The following is a 22802-nucleotide window of genomic DNA, read 5'->3' on the forward strand; positions in this document are numbered from 1 at the left end:
AGGCCGATCTGTCCACAACATGCACACCCCTTATTACTGTTACTGAATTGTCTTCGTCGTTTGTTCTTCGAAGAACAGGCTTGGGGACACGCAGCGAAACCGGCCTCACAGGTGGCTTGACTGCCCGCGTTGTCACCCTTGCCGTTTAGCTTTCAAGTTGGGGCCAGAGGCTCTACGGTTGTTCTTCGACTGCCTATCGAGAACATTGCGGGGCGGCTAGCCACTGAACTCGAACTGGTGAAGGGACGCTATGGACGCGGCGACGACGAGAGCCAGCCTCACCGACTTGAAATTTCGTTTGGTCCGAGAGTCTTTCGCAGACGCCGTGTCCTGGGTGGCCAAAAATCTGCCTACCAGACCTACGGTGCCGGTACTTTCCGGAGTGTTGTTGAACGGGTCGGATGACGGACTGACCATCTCGGGATTCGACTACGAGGTGTCCGCCGAGGCGCAGGTTGCCGCCGAAATCGCTTCGCCTGGAAGCGTTTTGGTCTCTGGTAAGTTGTTGTCGGATATCACCCGGGCGCTCCCGAACAAGCCTGTCGACTGTTATGTCGACGGCAACCGGCTGTCGTTGACCTGTGGCAGCGCCAGGTTTTCGCTGCCGACCATGGCGGTTGAGGATTACCCCACCCTGCCGGCGCTGCCCGAAGAAACCGGGACCTTGCCTTCGGATTTGTTCGCCGAGGCGATCAACCAGGTCGCCATCGCCGCCGGCCGCGACGACACATTGCCGATGCTGACCGGCATCCGGGTCGAGATTTCGGGTGACACGGTGGTTCTGGCCGCCACCGACAGGTTCCGGCTGGCGGTGCGCGAGCTGACGTGGTCGGCGTTGTCGCCCGACATCGAGGCCTCGGTGTTGGTGCCGGCCAGGACGTTGGCCGAGGCCGCGAAGTCGGGTATCGACGGCTCGGACGTGCGGCTGTCGCTGGGTGCCGGGATGGGCGTGGGCAAGGACGGGTTGCTGGGGATCAGCGGCAACGGCAAACGCAGCACCACCCGGCTGCTGGACGCGGAATTCCCGAAGTTCCGCCAATTGCTACCGGCTGAACACACCGCGGTGGCCACCATCGATGTCGCCGAGCTGACCGAAGCGATCAAGCTGGTGGCGTTGGTCGCCGATCGCGGTGCGCAGGTGCGCATGGAATTCGGCGACGGCATGCTGCGGCTGTCCGCCGGCGATGACAATGTCGGCCGCGCCGAAGAAGACCTGGCCGTCGACTTCGCGGGCGAGCCGCTCACCATCGCGTTCAACCCGACGTATCTGACCGACGGGCTGGGGTCGGTGCACTCCGAGCGGGTGTCATTCGGTTTCACGACCCCCGGCAAGCCCGCTTTGCTGCGTCCCGCCTCGGAAGCGGACCATCCGACGGGCAACGCGCCGTTTGCCGCCCTGCCGACGGAATACGTCTATCTGTTGATGCCGGTTCGATTGCCGGGTTAGGTGTACGTCCGGCATTTAGGACTGCGCGACTTCCGGTCCTGGGCGCACGCCGACCTCGAACTGCATCCGGGCCGGACGGTGTTCGTCGGTCCGAACGGTTTCGGTAAAACGAATTTGATTGAAGCACTGTGGTATTCGGCCACACTGGGTTCGCACCGGGTGGGTACCGACATGCCGATGATCCGAACGGGCGCCCCCCGAGCGGTGGTATCGACGATCGTCGTCAACGAAGGCCGCGAATGTGCGGTGGATCTGGAGATCGCGACCGGGCGGGCCAACAAGGCCCGGCTGAACCGCTCGCCCGTGCGCAGCACCCGTGAAGTGATCGGCGTGCTGCGCGCAGTGCTGTTTGCTCCGGAAGACCTGGCCTTGGTGCGGGGCGATCCGGCGGAGCGGCGGCGCTATCTGGACGACCTGGCGACCCAGCGCCGGCCGACCATTGCCGCGGTCCGCGCCGACTACGACCGGGTTTTGCGGCAGCGTACGGCCCTGTTGAAGTCGTTGTCCGGGGCACGTCACCGCGGTGACCAAAGCGCACTGGACACCCTGGACGTGTGGGACAGCCGGTTGGCTGAGCACGGCGCTGAACTGATGGCGGCGCGCATAGCCTTGGCCGACCAGCTGGCGCCGCAGGTGGAGAAGGCCTACCAGCTGTTGGCGCCCGGATCGCGATCGGCCTCGCTCGGCTACCGCGCCAGCTTGGAAATTGGGTCCGAACCCCAGCCCGACCGGGAATACCTCGAGGCCGCCCTGCTGGCTGAGCTGGCGGCGCGGCGTGCCGCCGAGCTGGAGAGGGGCATGTGCCTGGTCGGGCCGCACCGTGACGACCTGGAGTTGCGGTTGGGCAGTCAGCCCGCGAAAGGCTTTGCCAGCCATGGGGAATCGTGGTCGTTCGCGGTGGCGTTGCGGTTGGCTGCTTACGAGTTGTTGCGCACCGACGGCGGCGAACCCGTGCTAATACTCGACGACGTCTTCGCCGAACTCGACACCGCCCGCCGTCGGGCGCTGGGCGCGGTGGCCGAATCCGCGGAGCAGGTGCTGGTGACCGCCGCGGTGCTGGAGGACCTGCCAGCCGGTTGGGATGCTAAGCGGGTGGCCATCGAGATGCGCGACGACGATTCCGGCCGAATTTCGGTGGTGCAATCGTGACCGAGCGCGATGCGGGCCAACGGCCGGAAGTTCCGGGTGAACTGACAGGCATCGACTTGGTGCGCCGGACTCTGGAGGAAGCGCGGGCTGCGGCGCGTGCACAGGGAAAGGATTCCGGACGCGGGCGTGCGTCATCGCCGACGCCGCGCCGCGTCGCGGGCCAGCGACGCAGCTGGTCGGGCCCCGGGCCCGATGTGCGTGATCCGCAGCCGCTGGGCAGGCTGGCGCGCGACCTGGCGAAGAAGCGCGGCTGGTCCGCCTACGTCGCCGAGGGCACGGTTCTGGGTCAATGGCGGTCGGTGGTCGGTGTGCAGATTGCCGACCACGCCACCCCGACCGGATTGAACGACGGGGTGCTCAGCGTCGCGGCCGAATCGACCGCGTGGGCAACGCAGCTACGGATGATGCAAGCCCAGCTGCTGGCGAAGATCGCCGCGGCGGTGGGCAACGGTGTGGTGACGTCGTTGCGTATCACCGGTCCGGCCGCACCGTCATGGCGCAAAGGTCCACGGCATATCGCCGGACGGGGTCCGCGCGACACGTACGGATAGGGAACCCAGCGGCCTGCGGCGACGTCCAACAGGTGTAAGGGCGCGGCAGGCTCAGAGCCGCTAGAACGAAACGGACACCCTTGGCAAACGTCCGGACGCGACCAGAACGGAGATGTCAAGCACACGGCGCAATCAGATAGGTAGAAACGCGCCCAGAAAATCGGTGCTGACGGTCGCTCACGGTAGAGTGGACGGATGCGACCGCTGCGGTGACTGAACCGCTCGCATGCAACCCCAAGGAGAGCATTCCGACCGTGGCTGCCCAGAGGAAGAAGACCCAAGCCAACTACGGCGCTGAACAGATTACCGTCCTTGAAGGTCTGGAGGCTGTCCGCAAACGCCCGGGCATGTATATCGGGTCCACCGGCGAGCGTGGTTTGCACCACCTCATCTGGGAGGTGGTCGACAACTCGGTGGACGAGGCGATGGCCGGCTATGCCAATCAAGTCGACGTGCGTCTGCTCGACGACGGCAGCGTGGAGGTCACCGACAACGGTCGCGGCATTCCGGTGGCCATGCACGCGACCGGGGCCCCGACCGTCGACGTGGTGATGACCCAACTGCACGCCGGCGGCAAGTTCGGCGGTGAGAACAGCGGCTACAACGTCAGTGGTGGCTTGCACGGTGTGGGTGTGTCAGTGGTCAACGCGCTGTCGACCCGGCTGGAAGTCGATATCAAACGCGACGGGTACGAGTGGTCGCAGTTCTACGACCATGCCGTGCCCGGCACGCTCAAGCAGGGTGAGGCGACCAAGAAGACCGGTACCGCCATCAGGTTCTGGGCCGACCCGGACATCTTCGAGACCATCGAGTACGACTTCGAGACCGTGGCGCGCCGGCTCCAGGAGATGGCGTTCCTCAACAAAGGCCTGACGATCAATCTGACCGACGAGCGGGTGGAGCAGGATGAGGTTGTCGAGGAGGTCGTCAGCGACACCGCCGAAGCGCCAAAGTCGGCCGAGGAGAAGGCCGCCGAATCGACTGCGCCGCACAAGGTCAAGCACCGCACCTTCCACTACCCGGGCGGTCTGATCGATTTCGTGAAGCACATCAACCGCACCAAGAGCCCGATCCAGCAGAGCGTCATCGCTTTCGAGGGAAAAGGCGAAGGGCACGAAGTCGAAATCGCGATGCAGTGGAACGGCGGATATTCCGAATCGGTGCACACCTTCGCCAACACCATCAACACCCACGAGGGCGGTACCCACGAAGAGGGCTTCCGCAGCGCGCTCACTTCGGTGGTGAACAAGTACGCCAAAGACAAGAAGTTGCTCAAAGACAAAGATCCCAACCTCACCGGGGACGACATCCGGGAGGGATTGGCCGCGGTGATCTCGGTGAAGGTGGCCGAGCCGCAGTTCGAGGGCCAAACCAAGACCAAGCTGGGCAACACCGAGGTGAAGTCGTTTGTGCAGAAGGTCTGCAACGAACAGCTCACGCACTGGTTCGAAGCAAACCCGACCGAAGCGAAAACCGTTGTGAACAAGGCGGTGTCGTCCGCGCAGGCCCGCATCGCGGCGCGTAAGGCGCGAGAGTTGGTGCGCCGCAAGAGCGCCACCGACCTCGGTGGACTGCCGGGCAAGCTGGCCGACTGCCGATCCACCGACCCGCGCAAGTCCGAACTATATGTGGTGGAAGGCGACTCGGCCGGCGGCTCGGCGAAAAGCGGGCGCGACTCGATGTTCCAGGCGATTCTCCCGCTGCGCGGCAAGATCATCAACGTCGAAAAGGCCCGCATCGACCGCGTGCTGAAGAACACCGAAGTCCAGGCCATCATCACCGCGCTGGGCACCGGGATCCACGACGAGTTTGACATCACCAAGCTGCGCTACCACAAGATCGTGCTGATGGCCGACGCCGACGTCGACGGCCAGCACATCTCAACGCTGTTGCTGACCTTGCTGTTTCGCTTCATGCGGCCGCTCATCGAGAACGGACACGTATTTCTGGCGCAGCCGCCGTTGTACAAGTTGAAGTGGCAGCGCTCTGATCCTGAGTTCGCCTACTCCGACCGTGAGCGCGACGGTTTGTTGGAGGCCGGGTTGAAGGCGGGCAAGAAGATCAACAAGGAGGACGGCATCCAGCGTTACAAGGGTCTGGGTGAGATGGATGCCAAGGAATTGTGGGAGACCACGATGGACCCGACGGTGCGGGTGCTGCGTCAAGTGACCCTGGACGACGCCGCGGCCGCCGACGAGCTGTTCTCCATTCTGATGGGCGAGGACGTCGACGCCCGACGCAGCTTTATCACCCGCAATGCCAAGGATGTTCGTTTCCTGGACGTGTAACCACGTCCACTAATCGAGGAACACATGACTGATACCACGCTGCCGCCAGGAGATGAACCAGTCGATCGCATAGAGCCGGTTGACATCCAGCAGGAGATGCAGCGCAGCTACATCGATTACGCGATGAGCGTGATCGTGGGCCGCGCGCTGCCGGAGGTGCGCGACGGCCTCAAGCCGGTGCACCGCCGGGTGCTCTACGCGATGTTCGACTCCGGGTTCCGTCCGGATCGCAGCCACGCCAAGTCGGCGCGGTCGGTTGCCGAGACGATGGGCAACTACCACCCCCACGGCGACGCCTCGATCTACGACACGTTGGTGCGCATGGCGCAGCCGTGGTCGCTGCGGTATCCGTTGGTCGACGGGCAAGGTAACTTCGGCTCACCGGGCAACGATCCTCCGGCCGCCATGCGGTACTGCGCCTCGGGAGATGCCTTGGTGCGCTTGCCATTTGGACAATCAGTGCGGATCGGCGACGTCGTTCCGAATGCCAGTTCAAACTCGGACAATGCCGTCGAGTTGAAGGTGCTTGACCGGCATGGCGACCCCGTTGTTGCCGACCGACTGTTCCATTCGGGCGAACATGAGACGTACACCGTGTGCACCGCTGAGGGCTACGAAGTCACCGGCACCGCGAACCACCCATTGCTATGCCTGGTCGATGTCGCCGGTGTGCCCACGCTCTTATGGAAGTTGATCGAAGAAATCCGCGCCGACGACTACGTCGTACTGCAGCGCACCCCGCCAGTGGAGTTGGGCCCCGCCGACTGGCACGACGTGCTAGAGGCGCTCCTGTTGGGAGCCTTCATCAGTGAGGGCTTTGTATCCGAGTCGCGCGCCGGGTTCAACAACCTCGATCGCGACTATTTCAATATGGTCGTCGGCGCGTACGACGCGGTCGTCGGAGGACGGCGGTACGTGTCGTCGCGGACCATCGCCTCCGGGTCGACATTGCTCGAGCTCGATATCCAGAACCTCACGGAACTGAAGAAGACCCACCTTTGGGAGATGTTGGGACAACGGTCAGCCGACAACGTGGTCCCTGAGTGGCTATGGCACTCCCCCGCCGCCGTCAAGCGTGCTTTCCTGCAGGCGTTGTTCGAAGGCGACGGGTCATGTTCCGTCCTGCCGCGCAACACGATTCAGATCTCGTACTCAACTCGCAGTGAACGGCTTGCCAAAGACGTCCAGCAGATGCTGCTGGAATTCGGCGTGATCTCAAGCCGCTACCGCCACGCCGTCGGCGAATACAAGGTCGTCATCACCAACCGTGCCCAAGCCGAATTGTTCGCCACCCAAGTTGGTTTCGGCGGTGCCAAGCAAACGAAGCTGACCGGGATCCTGTCGTCCATGCCGCCCTGCGCCGGAATGGACACCGACCACGTACCGGGGCTGGGGAAGTTCATCCGCAAGCACTGCGGCAGTCGTTGGGTCGACAAGGATTGGCTGAACCGACACAACATCGACCGCATCCAACGGTGGCGCACCCGCGGCGCTGAGATCCTCTCGCGCATCGCCGATCCCGATGTCCGCGCCATCGCAACCGACCTCACCGACGGCCGGTTCTACTACGCGAAAGTCGCCGTCGTCACCGATGCGGGCGTGCAGCCGGTGTACAGCCTCCGCGTCGACACCGAGGACCACGCCTTCTTGACCAACGGCTTCGTCAGCCACAACACCGAAGCCCGCCTCACCCCGTTGGCGATGGAGATGCTCCGCGAAATCGACGAGGAGACAGTCGATTTCATCCCCAATTATGACGGCAGAGTACAGGAGCCGACGGTCCTGCCCAGCCGGTTCCCCAACCTGCTTGCCAACGGATCCGGCGGCATCGCGGTCGGCATGGCGACCAACATCCCGCCGCACAACCTGCGCGAGCTTGCAGATGCGGTGTTCTGGTGCCTGGAAAACCACGACGCCGACGAAGAAACCACCCTCGCCGCCGTCATGCAACGGGTCAAAGGCCCCGACTTCCCCACCTCTGGGCTGATCGTCGGATCCCAGGGCATCCACGACGCGTACAAGACCGGCCGTGGCTCCGTTCGCATGCGCGGAGTCGTTGAGGTGGAAGAAGATTCGCGCAGCCGGACTTCTCTGGTCATCACCGAGCTGCCCTATCAGGTCAACCACGACAACTTCATCACCTCAATCGCCGAGCAGGTTCGCGACGGCAAACTGGCCGGGATCTCCAACATCGAGGACCAATCCAGCGACCGGGTCGGCTTGCGCATCGTTATCGAACTCAAACGCGATGCGGTCGCCAAGGTGGTGCTCAACAACCTGTACAAGCACACCCAGCTGCAAACCAGTTTCGGCGCCAACATGCTGTCGATCGTCGACGGGGTGCCACGCACGCTGCGCCTGGATCAGATGATCCGCTACTACGTCGAACACCAACTCGATGTCATCGTCCGGCGCACCACTTACCGGTTGCGAAAAGCCAACGAGCGCGCCCACATTCTGCGTGGTCTGGTCAAAGCCCTCGACGCGCTGGACGAGGTCATCGCGCTCATTCGGGCATCCGAAACGGTCGACATCGCCCGCCAAGGCCTCATCGAGCTGCTCGACATCGACGAGATCCAGGCCCAGGCCATTCTCGACATGCAGTTGCGGCGCCTGGCCGCGCTGGAGCGTCAGCGCATCATCGACGACCTAGCCAAGATCGAGGCCGAGATCGCCGATCTGGAGGACATCCTAGCCAAGCCCGAGCGGCAGCGCGGCATCGTGCGCGACGAACTGGGCGAGATCGTCGAGAAGCACGGCGACGACCGTCGTACCCGGATCATCGCGGCAGACGGCGAGGTCAGCGACGAGGATCTGATCGCCCGCGAGGACGTCGTCGTCACCATCACCGAGACGGGATACGCCAAGCGCACCAAGACCGACCTGTACCGCAGCCAGAAGCGCGGCGGGAAGGGCGTGCAGGGCGCCGGGCTAAAGCAGGACGACATCGTGCGGCACTTCTTCGTCTGCTCGACACACGACTGGATCCTGTTCTTCACCACCCAGGGCCGGGTGTATCGGGCGAAGGCCTACGAGCTGCCCGAGGCCTCTCGCACCGCGCGGGGCCAGCATGTCGCCAACCTGCTGGCCTTTCAGCCGGAGGAGCGCATCGCCCAGGTCATTCAGATCAAGAGCTATGAGGACGCCCCTTACCTGGTGCTGGCCACCCGAAACGGTCTGGTGAAGAAGTCCAAACTGACCGACTTCGACTCCAACCGCTCCGGCGGAATCGTCGCGGTCAACTTGCGCGGCGAGGACGAGCTGGTCGGGGCCGTATTGTGTTCGTCCGAGGATGACCTGCTGCTGGTTTCGGCCAACGGCCAGTCGATCAGGTTCTCGGCCACCGACGAGGCGTTGCGGCCGATGGGCCGGGCCACCTCCGGTGTGCAGGGCATGCGCTTCAACGCCGACGATCGCCTGCTGTCGCTGAACGTCGTCCGCGAGGGCACCTACCTGCTGGTCGCCACGTCGGGCGGCTACGCCAAACGGACCGGGATCGAGGAGTACCCCGTGCAGGGCCGCGGCGGCAAGGGTGTGCTGACTGTGATGTACGACCGCCGGCGTGGCAGGCTGGTTGGTGCGTTGATTGTCGACGACGACAGCGAGCTGTACGCCATCACCTCCGGGGGCGGCGTCATCCGCACCGCGGCTCGCCAGGTCCGCAAGGCTGGACGGCAGACCAAGGGCGTTCGCTTGATGAACTTGGGTGAGGGCGACACACTGTTAGCCATCGCCCGCAACGCGGAGGAAAGCGGCGACGACGGCGGGGAAATCGACGGTGCGGAGGAGCCGGGTGGTCGGGCCTGAGCCCGGCTAGGAATAATGCGACTGCACTGCCCAGGCTGGCCTGGGTACACAGGTTAGGAGTCGGGGTGAACTCACCGAACGAGTCGGGCTCCCCCAATACGGGCGATAACTCGAATGGAGATGGCGCGGTCGAACGGACCGGTAGCCACCGGGCGGCGCCGGGGTCGACGGGCCGCAGCCCAGAGGCCGGAGACTCGCCGCCGTGGCAGCGGGGTGCCACACGCGCCGGTCGGTCCGCGCCGGACGCACCGGCGGAGCCGCGGTCGTCGAACCCGACCAGCGGGATCGACGCACGACTGAACCGCTTCATCTCGGGCACTGCGGCCGGTTCATCGGCCGGCTCATCGAACCACGCCAAGAGCGAGACTCAGGATTTCGACGCCGGGCCGGCCCGCGGCGCCGGGCCGCCGGCCGAGGCTTACGCCAGCGAGTTGCCGGATCTGTCGGGTGGCCTTCCCCGGACCGCGCAGCGCAAACCCGCTTCGGAGACGTCGACTGCGTCCGCTACCGCGCGCACGCAGACCACCGAAAGCCGGGAGGCTCGCGAAGCCCGAGAGGCGCGCGAAGCCCGGGAAGCGCGCGAAAAGCGCGAAGGCCGGGTGCACGTGTCACGACGGGCGCGGGGACCGGTTCGAGCCAGCATGCAGATCCGCCGGATCGATCCGTGGAGCACGTTGAAGGTGTCGCTGCTGCTCTCGGTGGCGCTGTTCTTTGTCTGGATGATTGCGGTCGCGTTCCTCTATCTGGTGCTCGGCGGCATGGGTGTATGGGCGAAACTCAACAGCAACGTCGGTGACCTGCTGAACAACACCAGCGGCAGCGCCGGGGAGCTGGTTTCCAGCGGGACCATCTTCGGCGGCGCCGTGTTGATCGGCCTGGTCAACATCGTGCTGCTGACCGCGATGGCGACCATCGGCGCGTTCATCTACAACCTGGCCACCGACCTGATCGGCGGCATCGAAGTGACCCTCGCCGATCTGGACTAGTCGAGCAGCTTTTGGGAGTGGGGAGTCGATTGCGGTAATCTCGTCGCTCGGCCGTACGACGTACGGGCCTATAGCTCAGGCGGTTAGAGCGCTTCGCTGATAACGAAGAGGTCGGAGGTTCGAGTCCTCCTAGGCCCACAACCATGTGCCTATCAAGACATTGTGTGAGGCTCGCACTGCCACTGGCCGCGCTCGCAGTGGTGGCGGCGGTGGTGCGGTCCCGACGTGGTGTCGAGGTGTGGCATGTGGCGGTGACCGATCCACCCGATGACCCGCCCGGCGTCGAGGGGCCTTAGCTCAGTTGGTAGAGCACTGCCTTTGCAAGGCAGGTGTCAGGGGTTCGATTCCCCTAGGCTCCACTTTTTGCCTCCACTTTGCGTCTACGGCGCAAGAATGCGAGTGGCTGACACCCTCAGCGCAGAGTCAACACCGGACGGCCCTCATATGTGCCTAGTCCGAGACGACATTCAATTCCGCTCGGGCACGGTCGATTTGGTCGTAGGCGTACGTCACCATTTCGGCGCTGGTCATCGTCTCACCCTTGTGGGCGAGCGATTCGTAAGCCTGGTCGCCGAGAACCTCGCGGAGGTGGGCAATTGCTGTGCCGAGTTCGGGCAAGGACGTTGCGGCCATGGAATTGACCGTTGCGAAACCGACGATGGTGGCCGCTGGTTCGTAGCGTCCGAGCCGGTCGAGAACGTGGGCCAGGATGGCCAGCGGGATATGCAGCATGCCGATGTTGCCCGACTCGTGGTTATGGCGGATGGCCAGGCCGAGGTAATCCAACGCAGCTACCCGGTCCCCTTGCTCGGCCTCAAGTGCGGACCGCCAGTACGAGAGCTGGGTCTCGAGGAAACGGTTGCCGCTTTCCTGCGTGATGAGCACGCTGCGGCGCATCGCCTCGAGGGCGCGGTCTGGAACAGTGTCGCGGAAGGTGTACCCGCACGCGAAAAGTGTGTACGCAAGCACCCACGCATTGCCCCTAGCTTCGGCGGCCTCGATGAGCCCGTCAGCGGTCACCATCGCCTCGTCAGTCGAACCGCAGACGGCTAAGGCGAACACGAGGTTCGCCCTGGCCCATGTGTTGGCGTCGCCACTACGCGTCAGCTGGGCGCGGCACAATTCGGCATACCGTTCGGGCTGGCCGACGAACAGGTGCGCACTGCCCAGAAAGGGTTCGCCGAAGTTCGACACCTTATCGCTCGCGGTGGCAATAACTGTCTGGCCGACTCGGCTATAACGCACAGCCTCTTCGAAGCGTCCGACGAGACAGCACAGCGAGGCGCCCACGCATACGGCGGCGAGACGAGGATGGTCGACGGCGCGGAGGGGCTCAATCAATTCTTCGGCCCAAGTTATCGGTTCGAAGTTCTCGAGAAAGGGACCAAGAAGGCCGGCATACGCCGCGATGCCGGCGCCCGTGTCCAGGTCGCCGTGGTCGATGGCCCAGCGGAAGGCGGTGCGCAGGTTCGCCATTTCGTTGGTGAACCAGTTATAGGCCTCGCGCTGGCGTGGGCTGTCCCACAGGTCCATGACGGAGGCTTCCCGTCCGGCGAAGTAGCGCGCGTGCGCTGTCCGGACCGCTTCTGCGGCACCGGATGTGACGAGTTGTTCTTCGGCGAATTGCCGGATGGTCTCCAGCATCGAGAACCGGGTTCGCCCCGAAGACCGGTCGGCGAGCAGGAGCGACTTGCGCACCAGAGCGTCGAGAATCTCGAGGACGCCGTATTCGTCCAACACTTCAGAGTCGCTGAATCCGGCTACCGCGCAGGCGCTTTGCAGGTCGAATCCGCCCGCGAACACCGAACAGCGGTCCAGCACCGCCTTTTCGGTGTCATCGAGCAGGTCGTAGGACCAGGCCACGGCGTGACGCAACGTGTGATGGCGTTCCAGGCCGCGCCGCGAACCGACCAGCAGCCTAAACCGGTGATCAAGGCGATCACGCATCTCACCGGCGGTCATCGACGCCATGCGCGACGCCGCCAGCTCGATCGCCAACGGAATCCCGTCCAGGCGCTGACAAATCTCGGTGACTGCGGCGGCTTCCTCGCCGTCGATCATCGAGAAGCCCGGTGCGATGCCGTGGGCGCGTTCGACGAACAGGCGCACCGCCGCCGAGTCGGTCCCCGCCGCCGCGTCCAGCGAGCGCAGCGGCCGAACCTGCTCGTCGGGGACACCGAGTCCTTCGCGGCTGGTGGCCAGGATGCGCACCGTCGCCGAGCGGGCGAGGATGGCTTCGATCAGGTCGGCGGCGGCGATCAGAACGTGCTCGCAATTGTCGATCACCAACAGCCGGACCCGCCCCTCCAACGCAGCGCCAACCGACTCAGTGACGGTCTTGCCCGGCTGCTGGATGATGCCCAGCACCGCGGCCACCGCATCGGGCACCGCGGCCGGATCAATCACCGCGGCCAGCTCGAAAAGCCATACGCCGTCCGGAAACTCATCAGCAAGCCGCGCCGCGACTTCCACTGCCAGGCGGGTCTTGCCGACCCCACCCACGCCGGTCAGCGTCACCAACCGATGCGCCTTGACCGCGGCTTGGATCTCGGCGATCTCGGACTCGCGTCCGATCAAGCTCGTGGTCGCCGCCCGCAGATTTCCCGGAGTGGTGTCGAGCGCCCGCAACGGGGGAAACTCCGCGCGAAGCCCTGCTGCCTGGACTTGAAACACCCCGACCGGCAGCGGTACATCCCGCAACCGGCGCGGTCCGAGATCGAGAAGGTCCACTGCGCTGAGCAGACCTGCCGTCGAGTCCGCCACCAGGATCTGGCCGCCGTGGCCGGCGGCCATCACGCGCGCCGCACGGTTGAGCACTGTGCCGAAGTAGTCGCCGTCGCGCAGTTCGGCTTCACCGGTGGCGATACCCATCCGCACCGGTAACTGCAGCTCGCGCTGCGCGGCCACCGCTGCATCCACCGCGGACCTGGGCGAGGCGAACGCCGCGCACACCCCGTCACCGGTGTGCTTGAACACAAAGCCCTGGTGCGCCTCAATCGCCTGACGCAAAACCTGATCGTGGGCGGCCAGCGCCGCTCGCATCGTCTCGGCGTCGGCTTCCCACCGACGGGTCGAGCCCTCCACGTCGGTGAACAGAAAGGTCACCACCCCGGTCGGGGCAACCCCGGCGGCCACCCGCACAGGATGTCACACAAAGCCCTGCTCAGGAGCCCACTTTTCGCCGTTGATGGAACGCCGACCCTCGTCACCCTGCTGCCGGCGGCCTCGCCATCACCGAGGGTTTAAAACCGTAGGTCGGGAGGATGCGTCCGTAGCGGGTTTGCCCCATCGGCCCCAATGGCGCCATCGGCAAGCCGCCCATACCTTCGGCGGCCGGGACCGACACGGTATTGACGAGAGCCGCAGCCCCGGGGTTGGTCACCGCATTCACTGGAGCCCAGCTCGGGGGCACCGACAACGCGCCCAGCGGAAGTGCTCTTCCCACCCCTGCAGCCACCCCGCCTGCGCTCGCAGCCGGCCCTGCGGCCGAGCCGGCCGCCTGCGCCGCGCCTTCGATCGCCTTCGCCGCCGGAGCCAGGCCCTTCGCGAAGGTGCTCATCGCTGTGATTCCGTTGCTGACCTGACCGAACGACTGCGTCGACTGAATCATCGACTGCGCTGTTGACACGTAAGGAACGACGTACTTGCTGTACAGCGAGACCAAGTCGTCCAGCGGGGTGTAGGTCGTGAGGAATTTGTCGATGTCTGTGCCCGTGATCGGCGTGGTCAGCTGGGAGAAGTTGATCGCATCCAAACGCGTCGAAACTTCCTGCAGGGCCGTCTTGACTGGGTTGTCCGTCGCCGCCGAGACTGCGGCGGCTTGCCGCGCTACCCCGGACGAATCGGCCACCTCGGGCGGCTCCTGGAACTCGGTCAACTGTGACGCCGCCAGCGAGGCACCTGCATAGGCGTACATCGCCGCCGCGTCCTGGGCCCAGAACTCGAAATACTCGGCCTCGGTAGCGGCGATCGCCGGCGTGTTCTGTCCAAGGAAGTTGGTAGCGACCAATGCCGCCAACAGTGCCCGGTTGGCGGCGATCACCGGTGGCGGCACTGTGGCCGCGAATGCCGTCGCGTGGGCGGTCGCGGCGGCAGCCGCCTGGCCGGCGGCCAGCTCGGACTGCGTCGCGCTGCCCTGCAGCCACGCCGAGTGCGGAGTAGCTGCCGCCGCCAGCGACGCCGACGCGGGACCTAGCCAGGGCCCGCTGGTCAGAGCGGAGATCACCGATTGAAAGCCGGCCGCGGTGGAATGCAACTCGGCGGCGAGTTCGCCCCAGCCGGCCGCGGCCGCCAACAACGAACCGGCGCCCGGTCCGGTGTACATACGCCCGGAGTTGATTTCCGGTGGCAACAGCCCGTAGTCGATCATCTGCCGCTCAGCCCGCGGTAGCCGCGTTCGCTGCTTCGGTTTCCGCGTAGGAGGCCGCGCTGGCCGCCAACGTGGCCACCAACACGTGGTGGATCGCTGTCGCCTGAGCACTCAGCGCCTGATACCGCTGTGCATGAAGTGCGAATTGCGCGGCCGTCAGCGCGGAGACCTCGTCGGCGGCTGCCGGAACGACGCCGGTGGTCGGTCCGGCGGCGGCGGCATTACCGGCGCTGAATGCGGCGCCGATCGACTGCAGATTGCTGGCCGCGGCAGCGAGCTTCTCTGGATACGCAATTACAAAAGACATTTCGGATTCCCTTTCAACGATGCGCTGTTGTCAGGGAAAGATATGCGCAGGCCAGCGCCATATTGAGCGGACCGAATCGCCGTGAACCGGCCCTGATCATTGTATTTGGCTAAGATTCAAGTTGATCTTAACCATAAATACAAAATAATGGTCGTCACATTTGTAAGTATGAATCCAACATGCATTTTTCAGGGCGGCGGGCGCGGACGAAAATTACTCGCATCGACTATATGAGTTCGCCATGAGCTGACAGTATCCAATTGTCAAAAAGATAATGCCGCATCGTGAACTTATGTCTTTCGCATGGCGGAAACAGCTGAGCCTCCCGCGTAGCTGCAAACCGAAGTTCGCGTAGTCCACTACGCGGTACATGCCGCTCTGCGGGAGCCAAGCTGAACGCAATAGCAGGCAGCCCATCGACTGACCGGAAACCACAAGGAGGCCCGAAATGACCGCAACGGCAGAAACCCTGGCCCTCGCCGCACCGGACACCAAGTCCAGCCCCGAAGTCGGGGTGCCGGCGCCGGTATTGATCACCGTGCAAGAGGTTGCCTTCAGCACTGCGGCGGCGATGCCAGTGCGACAGCGGACCCGGCGCCACTCGGCCGGAGCTGCCTCGGTTGTCATCACCGCAATGCGCAGGATGCTTGCGACCTCGACACCTGAGGCGCGCCCATCCCGCGGGGCCTATCCGAGGCGCTATTCCTTCCTGGAGAACGCCTGCATGTCGCGAGAGATGGATCGCCTGTAACCATCGCCGCTGTCCGCGGCGCACTCGGGCAGCGTAGCGCGCCGCTTCAGCTCTAATCGCTCGCGAAGGGGGAGGCCGTGAACGCCGCCGTTGTGGTAGCGCTAGTTCTGATCGGGGCGCCCGCTTTCGCTGTGGGTGTCAGCCAGCTGCAGGCGATGTTGGAGCGCTGGGACTATCGGCGCCGTGCCCAAGACTGATGAGCCGGCGCCGCCAGAGACTTGAAATTGTGGTCTCGTTTGGTGGCTGGCGCACGGTTATAGTCGCCGTGTGATCAGCGGAGATCCGTTGACAGGGCGGGGCAGCGAACTAGCCGCCATTCACCGGGCGCTAGGCGGGGCGGGCCGGTACTCGGGCGTCGTAATCGTCGGGGCCGCGGGCGTCGGCAAGACGGCGCTCGCCCGCGAAGTCCTTCGCCGCGCCGAAGCCTCCGGCGAGCGCACGAACTGGGTCGTCGGCACGGAATCGGCGCGCCCGCTGCCGCTGGGGGCGTTCATCGGAGCGCTGGGCGACGGGATGGGCGATCCACTGACCAACGTGCGTCGAGTCACCAATTCCTTTGTCGCCCAACAAGGCCGGGGCCGCGTTCTGGTGGGGGTCGACGACGCGCACCTGCTCGATGGATTGTCTGCGCTTGTTGTACACCAGCTGGCGCAGTCGCGCGGGACTCGCCTGGTCGTCACGGTGCGCACGGGTGGTGACGAGCCCGACGCGGTGACTGCGCTGTGGAAAGACGGCCTGTTGGCTCGTCTGGATCTCGCGACGCTGTCCGAAGAGTCCACGCGCGGCTTGATCGAAGGCACGCTTGGCGGAGCGGTCGATTCGCGCAGTGCCCATCGGTTGTGGAAGCTCACCGCAGGCAACGCATTGTTTTTGCGCCAGCTGTTGAGTGCCCAGCTTGCGGCGGGACGGATCCGGCAAGTGGCCGGGGTGTGGATGTGGGACGACGACGTGGCGGTTTCGGCGAGCCTGCACGACGCGGTTGGGCGCCAGCTCAGTTGTCTCACCCCGCAATTGGCGTTGGTTGTCGACACGTTGTCGCAGTGTGAGCCCTTGGCGGTTGACGTCTTGTGCGACCTGGTGGGCCGCGACGAGCTGGAGGCCGCCGAGCAGATGCATCTGGTGAGCGTCGAGCGTACGGGCGACACGCTGATGACCCGCCTGGCGCACCCGCTGCTGGGTGAACTTCGCCGCGCAACCGCAGGCGAGATTTATTTGTCCAGAATTCGGGGCAGGTTGGCGCAACGGCTGGCCGAGGACCCGGACGCCGACATGCGCGCAACGGTGCGCCGGGCGCTGCTCACCCTCGAGTCCGACCTGGACCCCAACCCCGAGCTGTATCTGGAATCGGCGCGGCATGCGATGACGCTGCTCGACCTCACCCTGGCTGATCGATTCGCAACCGCCGCTACCGAAGCGGGGTTAGCCGACGCTAGGGGAGTTCGGGCGATGAACCTGGTACTGCTCGGTCGCGGCGAGCAGGCGGAAAAGGCCCTGCGAGACATCGGTACTCGTTGTGGGGATCCGCACCATTGGGCGACGGTGCGGGCCGCCAACCTGGTCTGGATGCTTGGCCGGCCCAACGACGCCGCAGCGATCCTGGACGGCTTGGCGCTGATGCCAGAGACTCGCCCGCAGCAGGCGGAGCGCATCGCCGTCGAAGCCTGCGTTGACGCGGTGTCCGCGCGCTGTGTATCAGCCGCTGAAAAGGCCAGAGCCGCACTGAGTTCCGCGGATCTGCCGGATTTTCACGCCATGATGGCATCGCTGGCGCTGATCATGGCAATGGGCGCGCTGGGTGACGTGGATGACCTCACCTCTGTCGCCGAGCAGGCATTGCGTCGCGCTACCACGTCTTTCCAGGCATCGCACATGCGGTTCTGGTTCGGTGCCGTATACGGCCGGGCTTGCCGATTGACCGGCCGCATCGACGAATTCGTCTCTGCCGCAAAGCAGCTCGCCGACTCGGCGCGCGATGTTCCTGGCCTTGCCTATGCAAACCTGGCATTCCTGTTGGGCCAGGCCGAGCTCGTTCGCGGCGCCGCTGGCGACGCGGTGAAACTCCTTCACGAGGCGCAGGCAGGGGTGCAAAGGCACAGCGTCACAACGGGCCTGCACCCGGCTAGCTGCTTCGCGTTGGCTGAGGCACATGCCAAGCTGGGCCAGCCCGAGGAAGCCAATGAAGCGGCAGCCAAGGCCCGGTCGTGTGTGCCGCCCGACTACCTGTTCATGCACACGGGGTTGGCTCTGGCGAACGGTTGGGCGTTGGCGACAAGCGGTTGCCTGACCGACGCTGTCGAGACCGCGCGGGCCGCGGCTGCGCAGGCGCGCGAGCGTTCTCAGCCTACCCACGAGCTCGCTTGCATCCAGGCTGCGGCCCAGTGGGGCGATAGCTGCGGTGCGGAACGCGCGCGCGAACTGGCCGAGGCGTTGTCGTTGCCGCTAGCCAATGCCGTTGCGCAACACACGGAATCGCTGCGAGCCAACGACGGCGATGGGCTGCTGGCAGCGTCTTCGGAGTACCGGGCCATCGGTGATCGGGCCGCGGCCGCCGACGCCGCAGCGCAGGCGGCCGCCATGTTCACCCGCAATGAGCGAAGCAAGCGCGGCCTCTATGCGGCCGCGCTCGCGCGGGAACTGGCCGACGAATGCGGTGGGCTGGACACGCCGGCAATGCGCAGCCGCGTGGGTCTTCCGCTGTCGGGCCGCCAGCGCTGCGTCGTCGAACTCGTTGTCGCCGGCCTTTCCAACCGCGAGATCGCCGAACGGTTGGTGATGTCGGTGCGCACCGTCGAGGGCCACGTGTATCGCGCGTGTCAGCGGGTGGGTGCCCAATCTCGCGAGGAGCTGGCGTCCATCCTGAGCGCCGGCCGCGGCGCACGCTGAGAGGGCACTCCCGCAACACAAGTAGTCGACTACGCTATTGGGCTTTTGCGCGCGTCCCGAGTATTGAAGGCGTCGAAAATCGTCGTGATTCGGGGAGGTCGCCATGAGTGTCGCTGCCATCGGATTGAAAGCGCCGAGCGTGTTCGAAGCCGACCTTCCTGTCGTCGCATACGAAGAGGCCCCGAGTCCCGACGAGGCTCACCGAAACCTCCGCAAAGCGCTTGAGCAGAGCTCCATCGCGATGGGGCCGCACGGTCCCGAGATACTGAGCTACGACCTGGTGCACACCACATTGCGCGACCATCGGTTCAGTCCACCCCCCGGGCTCGGCCTCGAAACACAGGGCATCACCTCCGGCCCGCTGTGGTTTCGCACCAGCACCAGCCTGCTGGCCATCAACGGCGCCGATCACACCCGGCTCCGCCGACTCGTGTCGAAGGCGTTCACGCCGCGGTCGGTAGCCCGACTTGAGACCACGATCACGGACATCCTCAACGAGTTGATCGACCCGCTAACGGCCACCGGACGCTGCGAGATCGTCGGCGATATCGCTCGGCCGTATCCGGTTCCGGTCATCAGCGCGCTGCTGGGTGCTCCTCGCCAGGATTGGCAGCGCTTTTCCGCATGGGCCGACGACTTCTTCAAGCTCTTCACCTGGAACGTCGCGGCATACGAGCGCGACATCCTCACGGCGTGGGAAGAACTCGACGCGTACATCGACGACATGGTGGCCGATCGGCGCCACTCACTCACCGATGATCTGATTTCCGAACTGATCCGCGCCGAGGACGACGGCGACCGACTGAGCATCGAAGAGCTGCGGATGCTCGCGGCCGGCATTCTGATGGCGGGCACCGACACGACGCGCAACCAAGTAGCCGCGGCGGTGGATGTCTTCTGTGACCATCCCGAGCAGTGGGAACTCCTCGCGGAAGAGCCCGAGCTGGCGATGAAGGCTGTCGAAGAGGTGATGCGTTATACGCCGGTGGTTTTCGGCGTGATGAGGATCGCGGCTGAGGATGTCGAGCTGGACGGGGTCATCATTCCGGCCGGCACCTTCGTCATATGCAACACGGCCGCCGCCAACCGCGACCCCAGCGTCTTCGACGAGCCGGATCGCCTCGACATCACGCGCAAGGGGGCGGCGCCGATGCAGACTTTCGGCGCAGGCGCGCACTACTGTCTTGGCGCGAACCTGGCCAGGCGCGAGCTTGCGGAGGCGCTGCGGGTGATGGCCAGCCGGATGCGGAATCTGCGTCACGCCGGACCGTGCGTGTGGAAGCCGATGGTCGGAATCACCGGCCCGGCAACGCTTCCGGTTCAGTTCGACGTCGCCTAAGCCTGCCAGGTCCTCATGGCCGCGGCTGGACGTCCACGCTCGGCGGCCGGGGCGACGGCTCTGGACGCATCGAGCGCCGCACGATGCTGAAGGTGACGGCGCCGACGGCCAGCGTCGCGGCGGCGGCCCCGGCGATCAGCCACGGCCGCTTGTTGTGACGTCGGGACTGACGCGCTTCCTGGAATGCCTGCGGCAGGTTGGTGACCACTTCCTGGGCGGCGGCCAGTTCCTGAGCGAGCGACTCCTGGGCGGCGGCGAGTTCTCTGGCCAGCCTGCCTTCTCGATAACGGCGGCGCAGCGACGAGGCGGTTGTCTGCGCAGATTGCAGCCCGATCCCGGCAAGGCCTCGCGTGACATCCATCGGCCCCACCGCCGAGTAAGTCAGGCCGCGGGTCAATCGCTCCTGAGGGGTTAGCCGGGCTTGCGTCTTCGCGCTCATTTGCCGCCTTTCTGTAGCCGCCGTTTCTCCAACATCCCCACAGACTGCCACCGTCGGGCCGCTCGTGACACCCGATGCGGCCGCGCACCGGCGTGATGGCAGACTGTGTTCCCGTGACCAACAGCCCCCATCAGACCGCCACCGCCACGCTGCACACCAACCGCGGTGACATCAAGATCGCCCTGTTCGGAAACCACGCGCCCAAAACTGTCGCGAATTTCGTCGGCCTGGCGCAGGGAACCAAGGAGTACTCGACCCAGAACGCATCGGGCGGGCCTTCCGGTCCGTTCTACGATGGCGCGGTCTTTCACCGGGTGATCAAGGGTTTCATGATCCAGGGCGGCGACCCGACCGGAACCGGCCGCGGCGGCCCGGGCTACAAGTTCGCCGACGAGTTCCACCCCGAGCTGCAATTCGACAAGCCCTATCTGCTGGCGATGGCCAACGCGGGTCCGGGCACCAACGGCTCACAGTTCTTCATCACCGTCGGGCAGACGCCTCACCTCAACCGGCGGCACACGATCTTCGGCGAAGTGACCGATCCCGAGTCGCAGCGGGTTGTCGACACCATTGCCACCACCCCCACCGACGGCAACGACCGGCCCACCGAGCCGGTTGTCATCGAGTCGATCACGATCTCGTAAGCGGCACGGCCCAGGCGCCGCGAGGGTGCGCAAAATGCCGTCCGCGACGGCGTGTCGGTGTACATACTGCGCACGCTCGCCGGGAAGCGCACTAACCGGCGTAGCCGGCGTCGGTGAGCGCGTCGAGCACGTCCACCGGATCGGTTCCGAGGTCCCAGCGGGACAGCACGGTCAGCCCGCCGTTGGCCGTTTCGATCTCGAGCAACCGCACTGTGCGGGCCCAGCGGCGGAACTCGGTGATCCGGATGATCTTGATGTCGGAGGGTTGCAATAGCTGCGTGCGGAACCACCCTCGCACGGCCAGGCGAGCGGAGGTAATTGCCAGCTTTGGACGCGCGCGCCACGAGAAGCCCGCAAACAAGATCAAACCCAGTGCGGCAATGCCCGCCATAACGCGCCCCGGCGCGTCTGTGACCACGGTCACACCGGCGATAGCCATCATGACACCCACAACGCCGCAACCTGCGATTCCAGCGGCGGGAGGCTCCCATTGAGTTTGCTGCATGCGGGTTCTACACCCTCCCACCACTGGCGATGCAGTTATCCACAAGCGCTATCAACAGTGGGGATAAATCACACGCGTGTGATTGAGGGGCGGGTAAGTTGCTGGCTCAGTAAAGAATTGCCACCAAAATGAATTCATCACATGTCTAAGGTTGCTCAGTGCCAGCGCATCGTGAGCAACAATCCAGTGATCATGAAAGCGAACGCGATGGCGTAGTTCCACGGCCCCAGTTCCGCCATCCAGTGCAGGGCGGCCGGGGCCTGGCTGCCCACCGCCGCCAACTGGAACACCATCAGCCAGACCAGGCCGATCAGCATCAGACCGACGAACAACGCGACGAACCACACGCTCGACGGTCCGACCTTGACTTTCACCGGTGTGCGGCTCACCGCGCTGACGGTGAAGTCGTTCTTCTTGCGGACCTTGGACTTGGGCATGATTTCCTCGGGCTACCTCGGGAACACACTGGGCGGGACGGATGCAACGATAACGAAGCATGCCCAGGCTATGGCTCGGCTACGAGACTAACCCACCTGGGACCGCGACCGAGGAACGGAACTCCGATGAAACGTGCGCAGGACGCGACGGATGCGCGCCGCTCATCGTGGCGTTTCGGTGTGCCGTTGGTGTGCCTGCTGGCCGGTCTGCTGCTGGCCGCGACGCACGGGGTATCCGGCGGCGCCGAAATCCGTCGCAGTGACGCACCACGGCTGGTCGACCTGGTCCGCGAGACACGGTCATCGGTGAGCCGTCTGGACGCCGAGCGCAACGAACTGGCCGGCAAGATCGACGCGGCGCACGGCAGGTCTTCGGACACCGCGCTCGCGGCGATGCTGCGGCGGTCCGCCGAGCTGGCCGGTGAGGCAGGCATGAACCCGGTCCACGGGCCGGGTTTGGTGGTCACCCTCGACGATGCGCAGCGCGACGCCAATGGCCGTTTTCCGCGCGACGCCTCCCCTGACGACCTGGTGGTGCATCAGCAAGATATCGAGGCCGTCCTCAACGCGTTGTGGAGCGCGGACGCCGAGGCGATCCAGATGCAGGACCAGCGAATCATTGCGACCTCGATGCCCCGCTGTGTGGGCAACACGTTGCTGCTCAACGGCCGCACCTACAGCCCGCCGTACACGATCACCGCGATCGGCAATGCCTCGGCCATGCAGGCCGCCCTCGCCGCCGCTCCCCTGGTGACCCTCTACAAGCAGTACGTGGTCCGATTCGGTCTGGGCTACCGCGAAGAGGTCAAGCCGGACGTGCAGATCGTCGGGCGCACCGAGCCGGTCCGGATGCACTTCGCCCAGCCCGCCGGGCCTATCGGCTACTGAAGGTAGCCTGGC

At 65.1% G+C, this 22802-nt stretch carries 18 protein-coding genes and 2 tRNA genes; 14 read left to right on the forward strand and 6 right to left on the reverse strand.

Annotated elements, in window-relative coordinates:
• The first annotated feature begins 250 nt into the window (after nucleotides 1-250).
• From dnaN to A9W99_RS10085, 9 genes are all read left to right on the forward strand, one after another.
• On the forward strand, nucleotides 251-1447 hold the full coding sequence (dnaN, locus tag A9W99_RS10050; RefSeq protein ID WP_067376371.1) for a DNA polymerase III subunit beta: 1197 nt from the start codon (nucleotides 251-253) through the stop codon (nucleotides 1445-1447).
• Complete coding sequence (recF, locus tag A9W99_RS10055; RefSeq protein ID WP_067376377.1) at nucleotides 1448-2596, forward strand: DNA replication/repair protein RecF; 1149 nt, start codon at nucleotides 1448-1450, stop codon at nucleotides 2594-2596.
• Entirely contained in the window at nucleotides 2593-3147 is a 555-nt protein-coding gene (locus A9W99_RS10060; protein WP_253869725.1) for a DUF721 family protein, read from the forward strand. Before recF ends, A9W99_RS10060 begins: the two co-directional genes overlap by 4 nt.
• A 254-nt stretch (nucleotides 3148-3401) precedes the next feature.
• Nucleotides 3402-5435, forward strand: coding sequence for a DNA topoisomerase (ATP-hydrolyzing) subunit B (gene gyrB, locus A9W99_RS10065; RefSeq protein ID WP_067376563.1), 2034 nt, complete (start codon nucleotides 3402-3404; stop codon nucleotides 5433-5435).
• A gap of 24 nt (nucleotides 5436-5459) precedes the next feature.
• Nucleotides 5460-9242: an intein-containing DNA gyrase subunit A gene (gyrA, locus tag A9W99_RS10070; RefSeq protein ID WP_067376380.1), complete on the forward strand. Its 3783-nt coding sequence runs from the start codon at nucleotides 5460-5462 to the stop codon at nucleotides 9240-9242.
• Nucleotides 9243-9307: 65 nt separating this feature from the next.
• Nucleotides 9308-10228, forward strand: a complete 921-nt coding sequence (locus tag A9W99_RS10075; protein WP_067376385.1) for a DUF3566 domain-containing protein — start codon at nucleotides 9308-9310, stop codon at nucleotides 10226-10228.
• A 64-nt stretch (nucleotides 10229-10292) separates the two neighbouring features.
• Nucleotides 10293-10366, forward strand: a tRNA-Ile gene (locus tag A9W99_RS10080).
• Between the two features lie 26 nt (nucleotides 10367-10392).
• The gene (locus tag A9W99_RS27545; RefSeq protein ID WP_256389946.1) at nucleotides 10393-10524 is read left to right on the forward strand and encodes a hypothetical protein; all 132 of its coding nucleotides are present in this window, start codon (nucleotides 10393-10395) and stop codon (nucleotides 10522-10524) included.
• Nucleotides 10515-10587, forward strand: a tRNA-Ala gene (locus A9W99_RS10085). The genes A9W99_RS27545 and A9W99_RS10085 overlap by 10 nt, the downstream gene beginning before the upstream one ends.
• A gap of 91 nt (nucleotides 10588-10678) precedes the next feature.
• Here the strand turns inward: A9W99_RS10085 and A9W99_RS10090 are convergent.
• The 3 genes from A9W99_RS10090 to A9W99_RS10100 form a co-directional block, all read right to left on the reverse strand.
• Complete coding sequence (locus tag A9W99_RS10090) at nucleotides 10679-13369, reverse strand: adenylate/guanylate cyclase domain-containing protein (protein WP_067376388.1); 2691 nt, start codon at nucleotides 13367-13369, stop codon at nucleotides 10679-10681.
• 64 nt (nucleotides 13370-13433) lie between these two features.
• Complete coding sequence (locus A9W99_RS10095; RefSeq protein WP_067376392.1) at nucleotides 13434-14597, reverse strand: PPE family protein; 1164 nt, start codon at nucleotides 14595-14597, stop codon at nucleotides 13434-13436.
• 7 nt (nucleotides 14598-14604) lie between these two features.
• Complete coding sequence (locus A9W99_RS10100) at nucleotides 14605-14904, reverse strand: PE family protein (RefSeq protein WP_067376395.1); 300 nt, start codon at nucleotides 14902-14904, stop codon at nucleotides 14605-14607.
• A 448-nt stretch (nucleotides 14905-15352) separates the two neighbouring features.
• On the opposite strand from A9W99_RS10100, the gene A9W99_RS10105 reads away from it, so the two are divergent.
• The 3 genes from A9W99_RS10105 to A9W99_RS10115 all read left to right on the forward strand — a co-directional run bounded on the left by A9W99_RS10105 (nucleotide 15353) and on the right by A9W99_RS10115 (nucleotide 19877).
• Nucleotides 15353-15655: a hypothetical protein gene (locus A9W99_RS10105; protein ID WP_067376398.1), complete on the forward strand. Its 303-nt coding sequence runs from the start codon at nucleotides 15353-15355 to the stop codon at nucleotides 15653-15655.
• Nucleotides 15656-15922: 267 nt separating this feature from the next.
• Complete coding sequence (locus A9W99_RS10110) at nucleotides 15923-18538, forward strand: LuxR C-terminal-related transcriptional regulator (RefSeq protein ID WP_067376401.1); 2616 nt, start codon at nucleotides 15923-15925, stop codon at nucleotides 18536-18538.
• 103 nt (nucleotides 18539-18641) lie between these two features.
• Nucleotides 18642-19877, forward strand: a complete 1236-nt coding sequence (locus tag A9W99_RS10115) for a cytochrome P450 (protein ID WP_067376403.1) — start codon at nucleotides 18642-18644, stop codon at nucleotides 19875-19877.
• Between the two features lie 13 nt (nucleotides 19878-19890).
• Here the strand turns inward: A9W99_RS10115 and cwsA are convergent, their stop codons facing one another.
• Nucleotides 19891-20316 (reverse strand): cell wall synthesis protein CwsA, encoded by a 426-nt coding sequence (cwsA, locus tag A9W99_RS10120; protein WP_067376406.1) that lies wholly within the window; start codon nucleotides 20314-20316, stop codon nucleotides 19891-19893.
• Between the two features lie 95 nt (nucleotides 20317-20411).
• Between cwsA and A9W99_RS10125 the strand changes: the two genes are divergently transcribed.
• A complete protein-coding gene (locus A9W99_RS10125; protein WP_067376566.1) occupies nucleotides 20412-20960 on the forward strand; it encodes a peptidylprolyl isomerase in 549 nt (182 codons plus the stop codon).
• Nucleotides 20961-21051: 91 nt separating this feature from the next.
• On the opposite strand, the gene A9W99_RS10130 is transcribed toward A9W99_RS10125, so the two are convergent.
• Both A9W99_RS10130 and crgA read right to left on the reverse strand, forming a co-directional pair.
• On the reverse strand, nucleotides 21052-21465 hold the full coding sequence (locus A9W99_RS10130; RefSeq protein ID WP_067376409.1) for a PH domain-containing protein: 414 nt from the start codon (nucleotides 21463-21465) through the stop codon (nucleotides 21052-21054).
• Between the two features lie 155 nt (nucleotides 21466-21620).
• Nucleotides 21621-21902 (reverse strand): cell division protein CrgA, encoded by a 282-nt coding sequence (gene crgA / locus A9W99_RS10135; RefSeq protein ID WP_067229704.1) that lies wholly within the window; start codon nucleotides 21900-21902, stop codon nucleotides 21621-21623.
• Nucleotides 21903-22028: 126 nt separating this feature from the next.
• On the opposite strand from crgA, the gene A9W99_RS10140 reads away from it, so the two are divergent.
• Nucleotides 22029-22790 (forward strand): DUF881 domain-containing protein, encoded by a 762-nt coding sequence (locus tag A9W99_RS10140; RefSeq protein ID WP_067376412.1) that lies wholly within the window; start codon nucleotides 22029-22031, stop codon nucleotides 22788-22790.
• Nucleotides 22791-22802 lie beyond the last annotated feature (12 nt).

It is taken from the genome of Mycobacterium sp. 1164966.3, assembly GCF_001665395.1.
Taxonomy (GTDB): Bacteria; Actinomycetota; Actinomycetes; order Mycobacteriales; family Mycobacteriaceae; genus Mycobacterium.

What these genes read in the sequence shown, in the direction of transcription:
- dnaN (WP_067376371.1), top strand. Translation starts at nt 251, where the DNA reads ATGGACGCGGCGACGACGAGAGCCAGCCTCACCGACTTGAAATTTCGT.
- gyrA (WP_067376380.1), top strand. Translation starts at nt 5,460, where the DNA reads ATGACTGATACCACGCTGCCGCCAGGAGATGAACCAGTCGATCGCATA.
- A9W99_RS10095 (WP_067376392.1), bottom strand. Translation starts at nt 14,597, where the DNA reads ATGATCGACTACGGGCTGTTGCCACCGGAAATCAACTCCGGGCGTATG.
- A9W99_RS10100 (WP_067376395.1), bottom strand. Translation starts at nt 14,904, where the DNA reads ATGTCTTTTGTAATTGCGTATCCAGAGAAGCTCGCTGCCGCGGCCAGC.
- A9W99_RS10105 (WP_067376398.1), top strand. Translation starts at nt 15,353, where the DNA reads ATGACCGCAACGGCAGAAACCCTGGCCCTCGCCGCACCGGACACCAAG.
- A9W99_RS10115 (WP_067376403.1), top strand. Translation starts at nt 18,642, where the DNA reads ATGAGTGTCGCTGCCATCGGATTGAAAGCGCCGAGCGTGTTCGAAGCC.
- cwsA (WP_067376406.1), bottom strand. Translation starts at nt 20,316, where the DNA reads ATGAGCGCGAAGACGCAAGCCCGGCTAACCCCTCAGGAGCGATTGACC.
- A9W99_RS10125 (WP_067376566.1), top strand. Translation starts at nt 20,412, where the DNA reads ATGGCAGACTGTGTTCCCGTGACCAACAGCCCCCATCAGACCGCCACC.
- A9W99_RS10130 (WP_067376409.1), bottom strand. Translation starts at nt 21,465, where the DNA reads ATGCAGCAAACTCAATGGGAGCCTCCCGCCGCTGGAATCGCAGGTTGC.
- crgA (WP_067229704.1), bottom strand. Translation starts at nt 21,902, where the DNA reads ATGCCCAAGTCCAAGGTCCGCAAGAAGAACGACTTCACCGTCAGCGCG.
- A9W99_RS10140 (WP_067376412.1), top strand. Translation starts at nt 22,029, where the DNA reads ATGAAACGTGCGCAGGACGCGACGGATGCGCGCCGCTCATCGTGGCGT.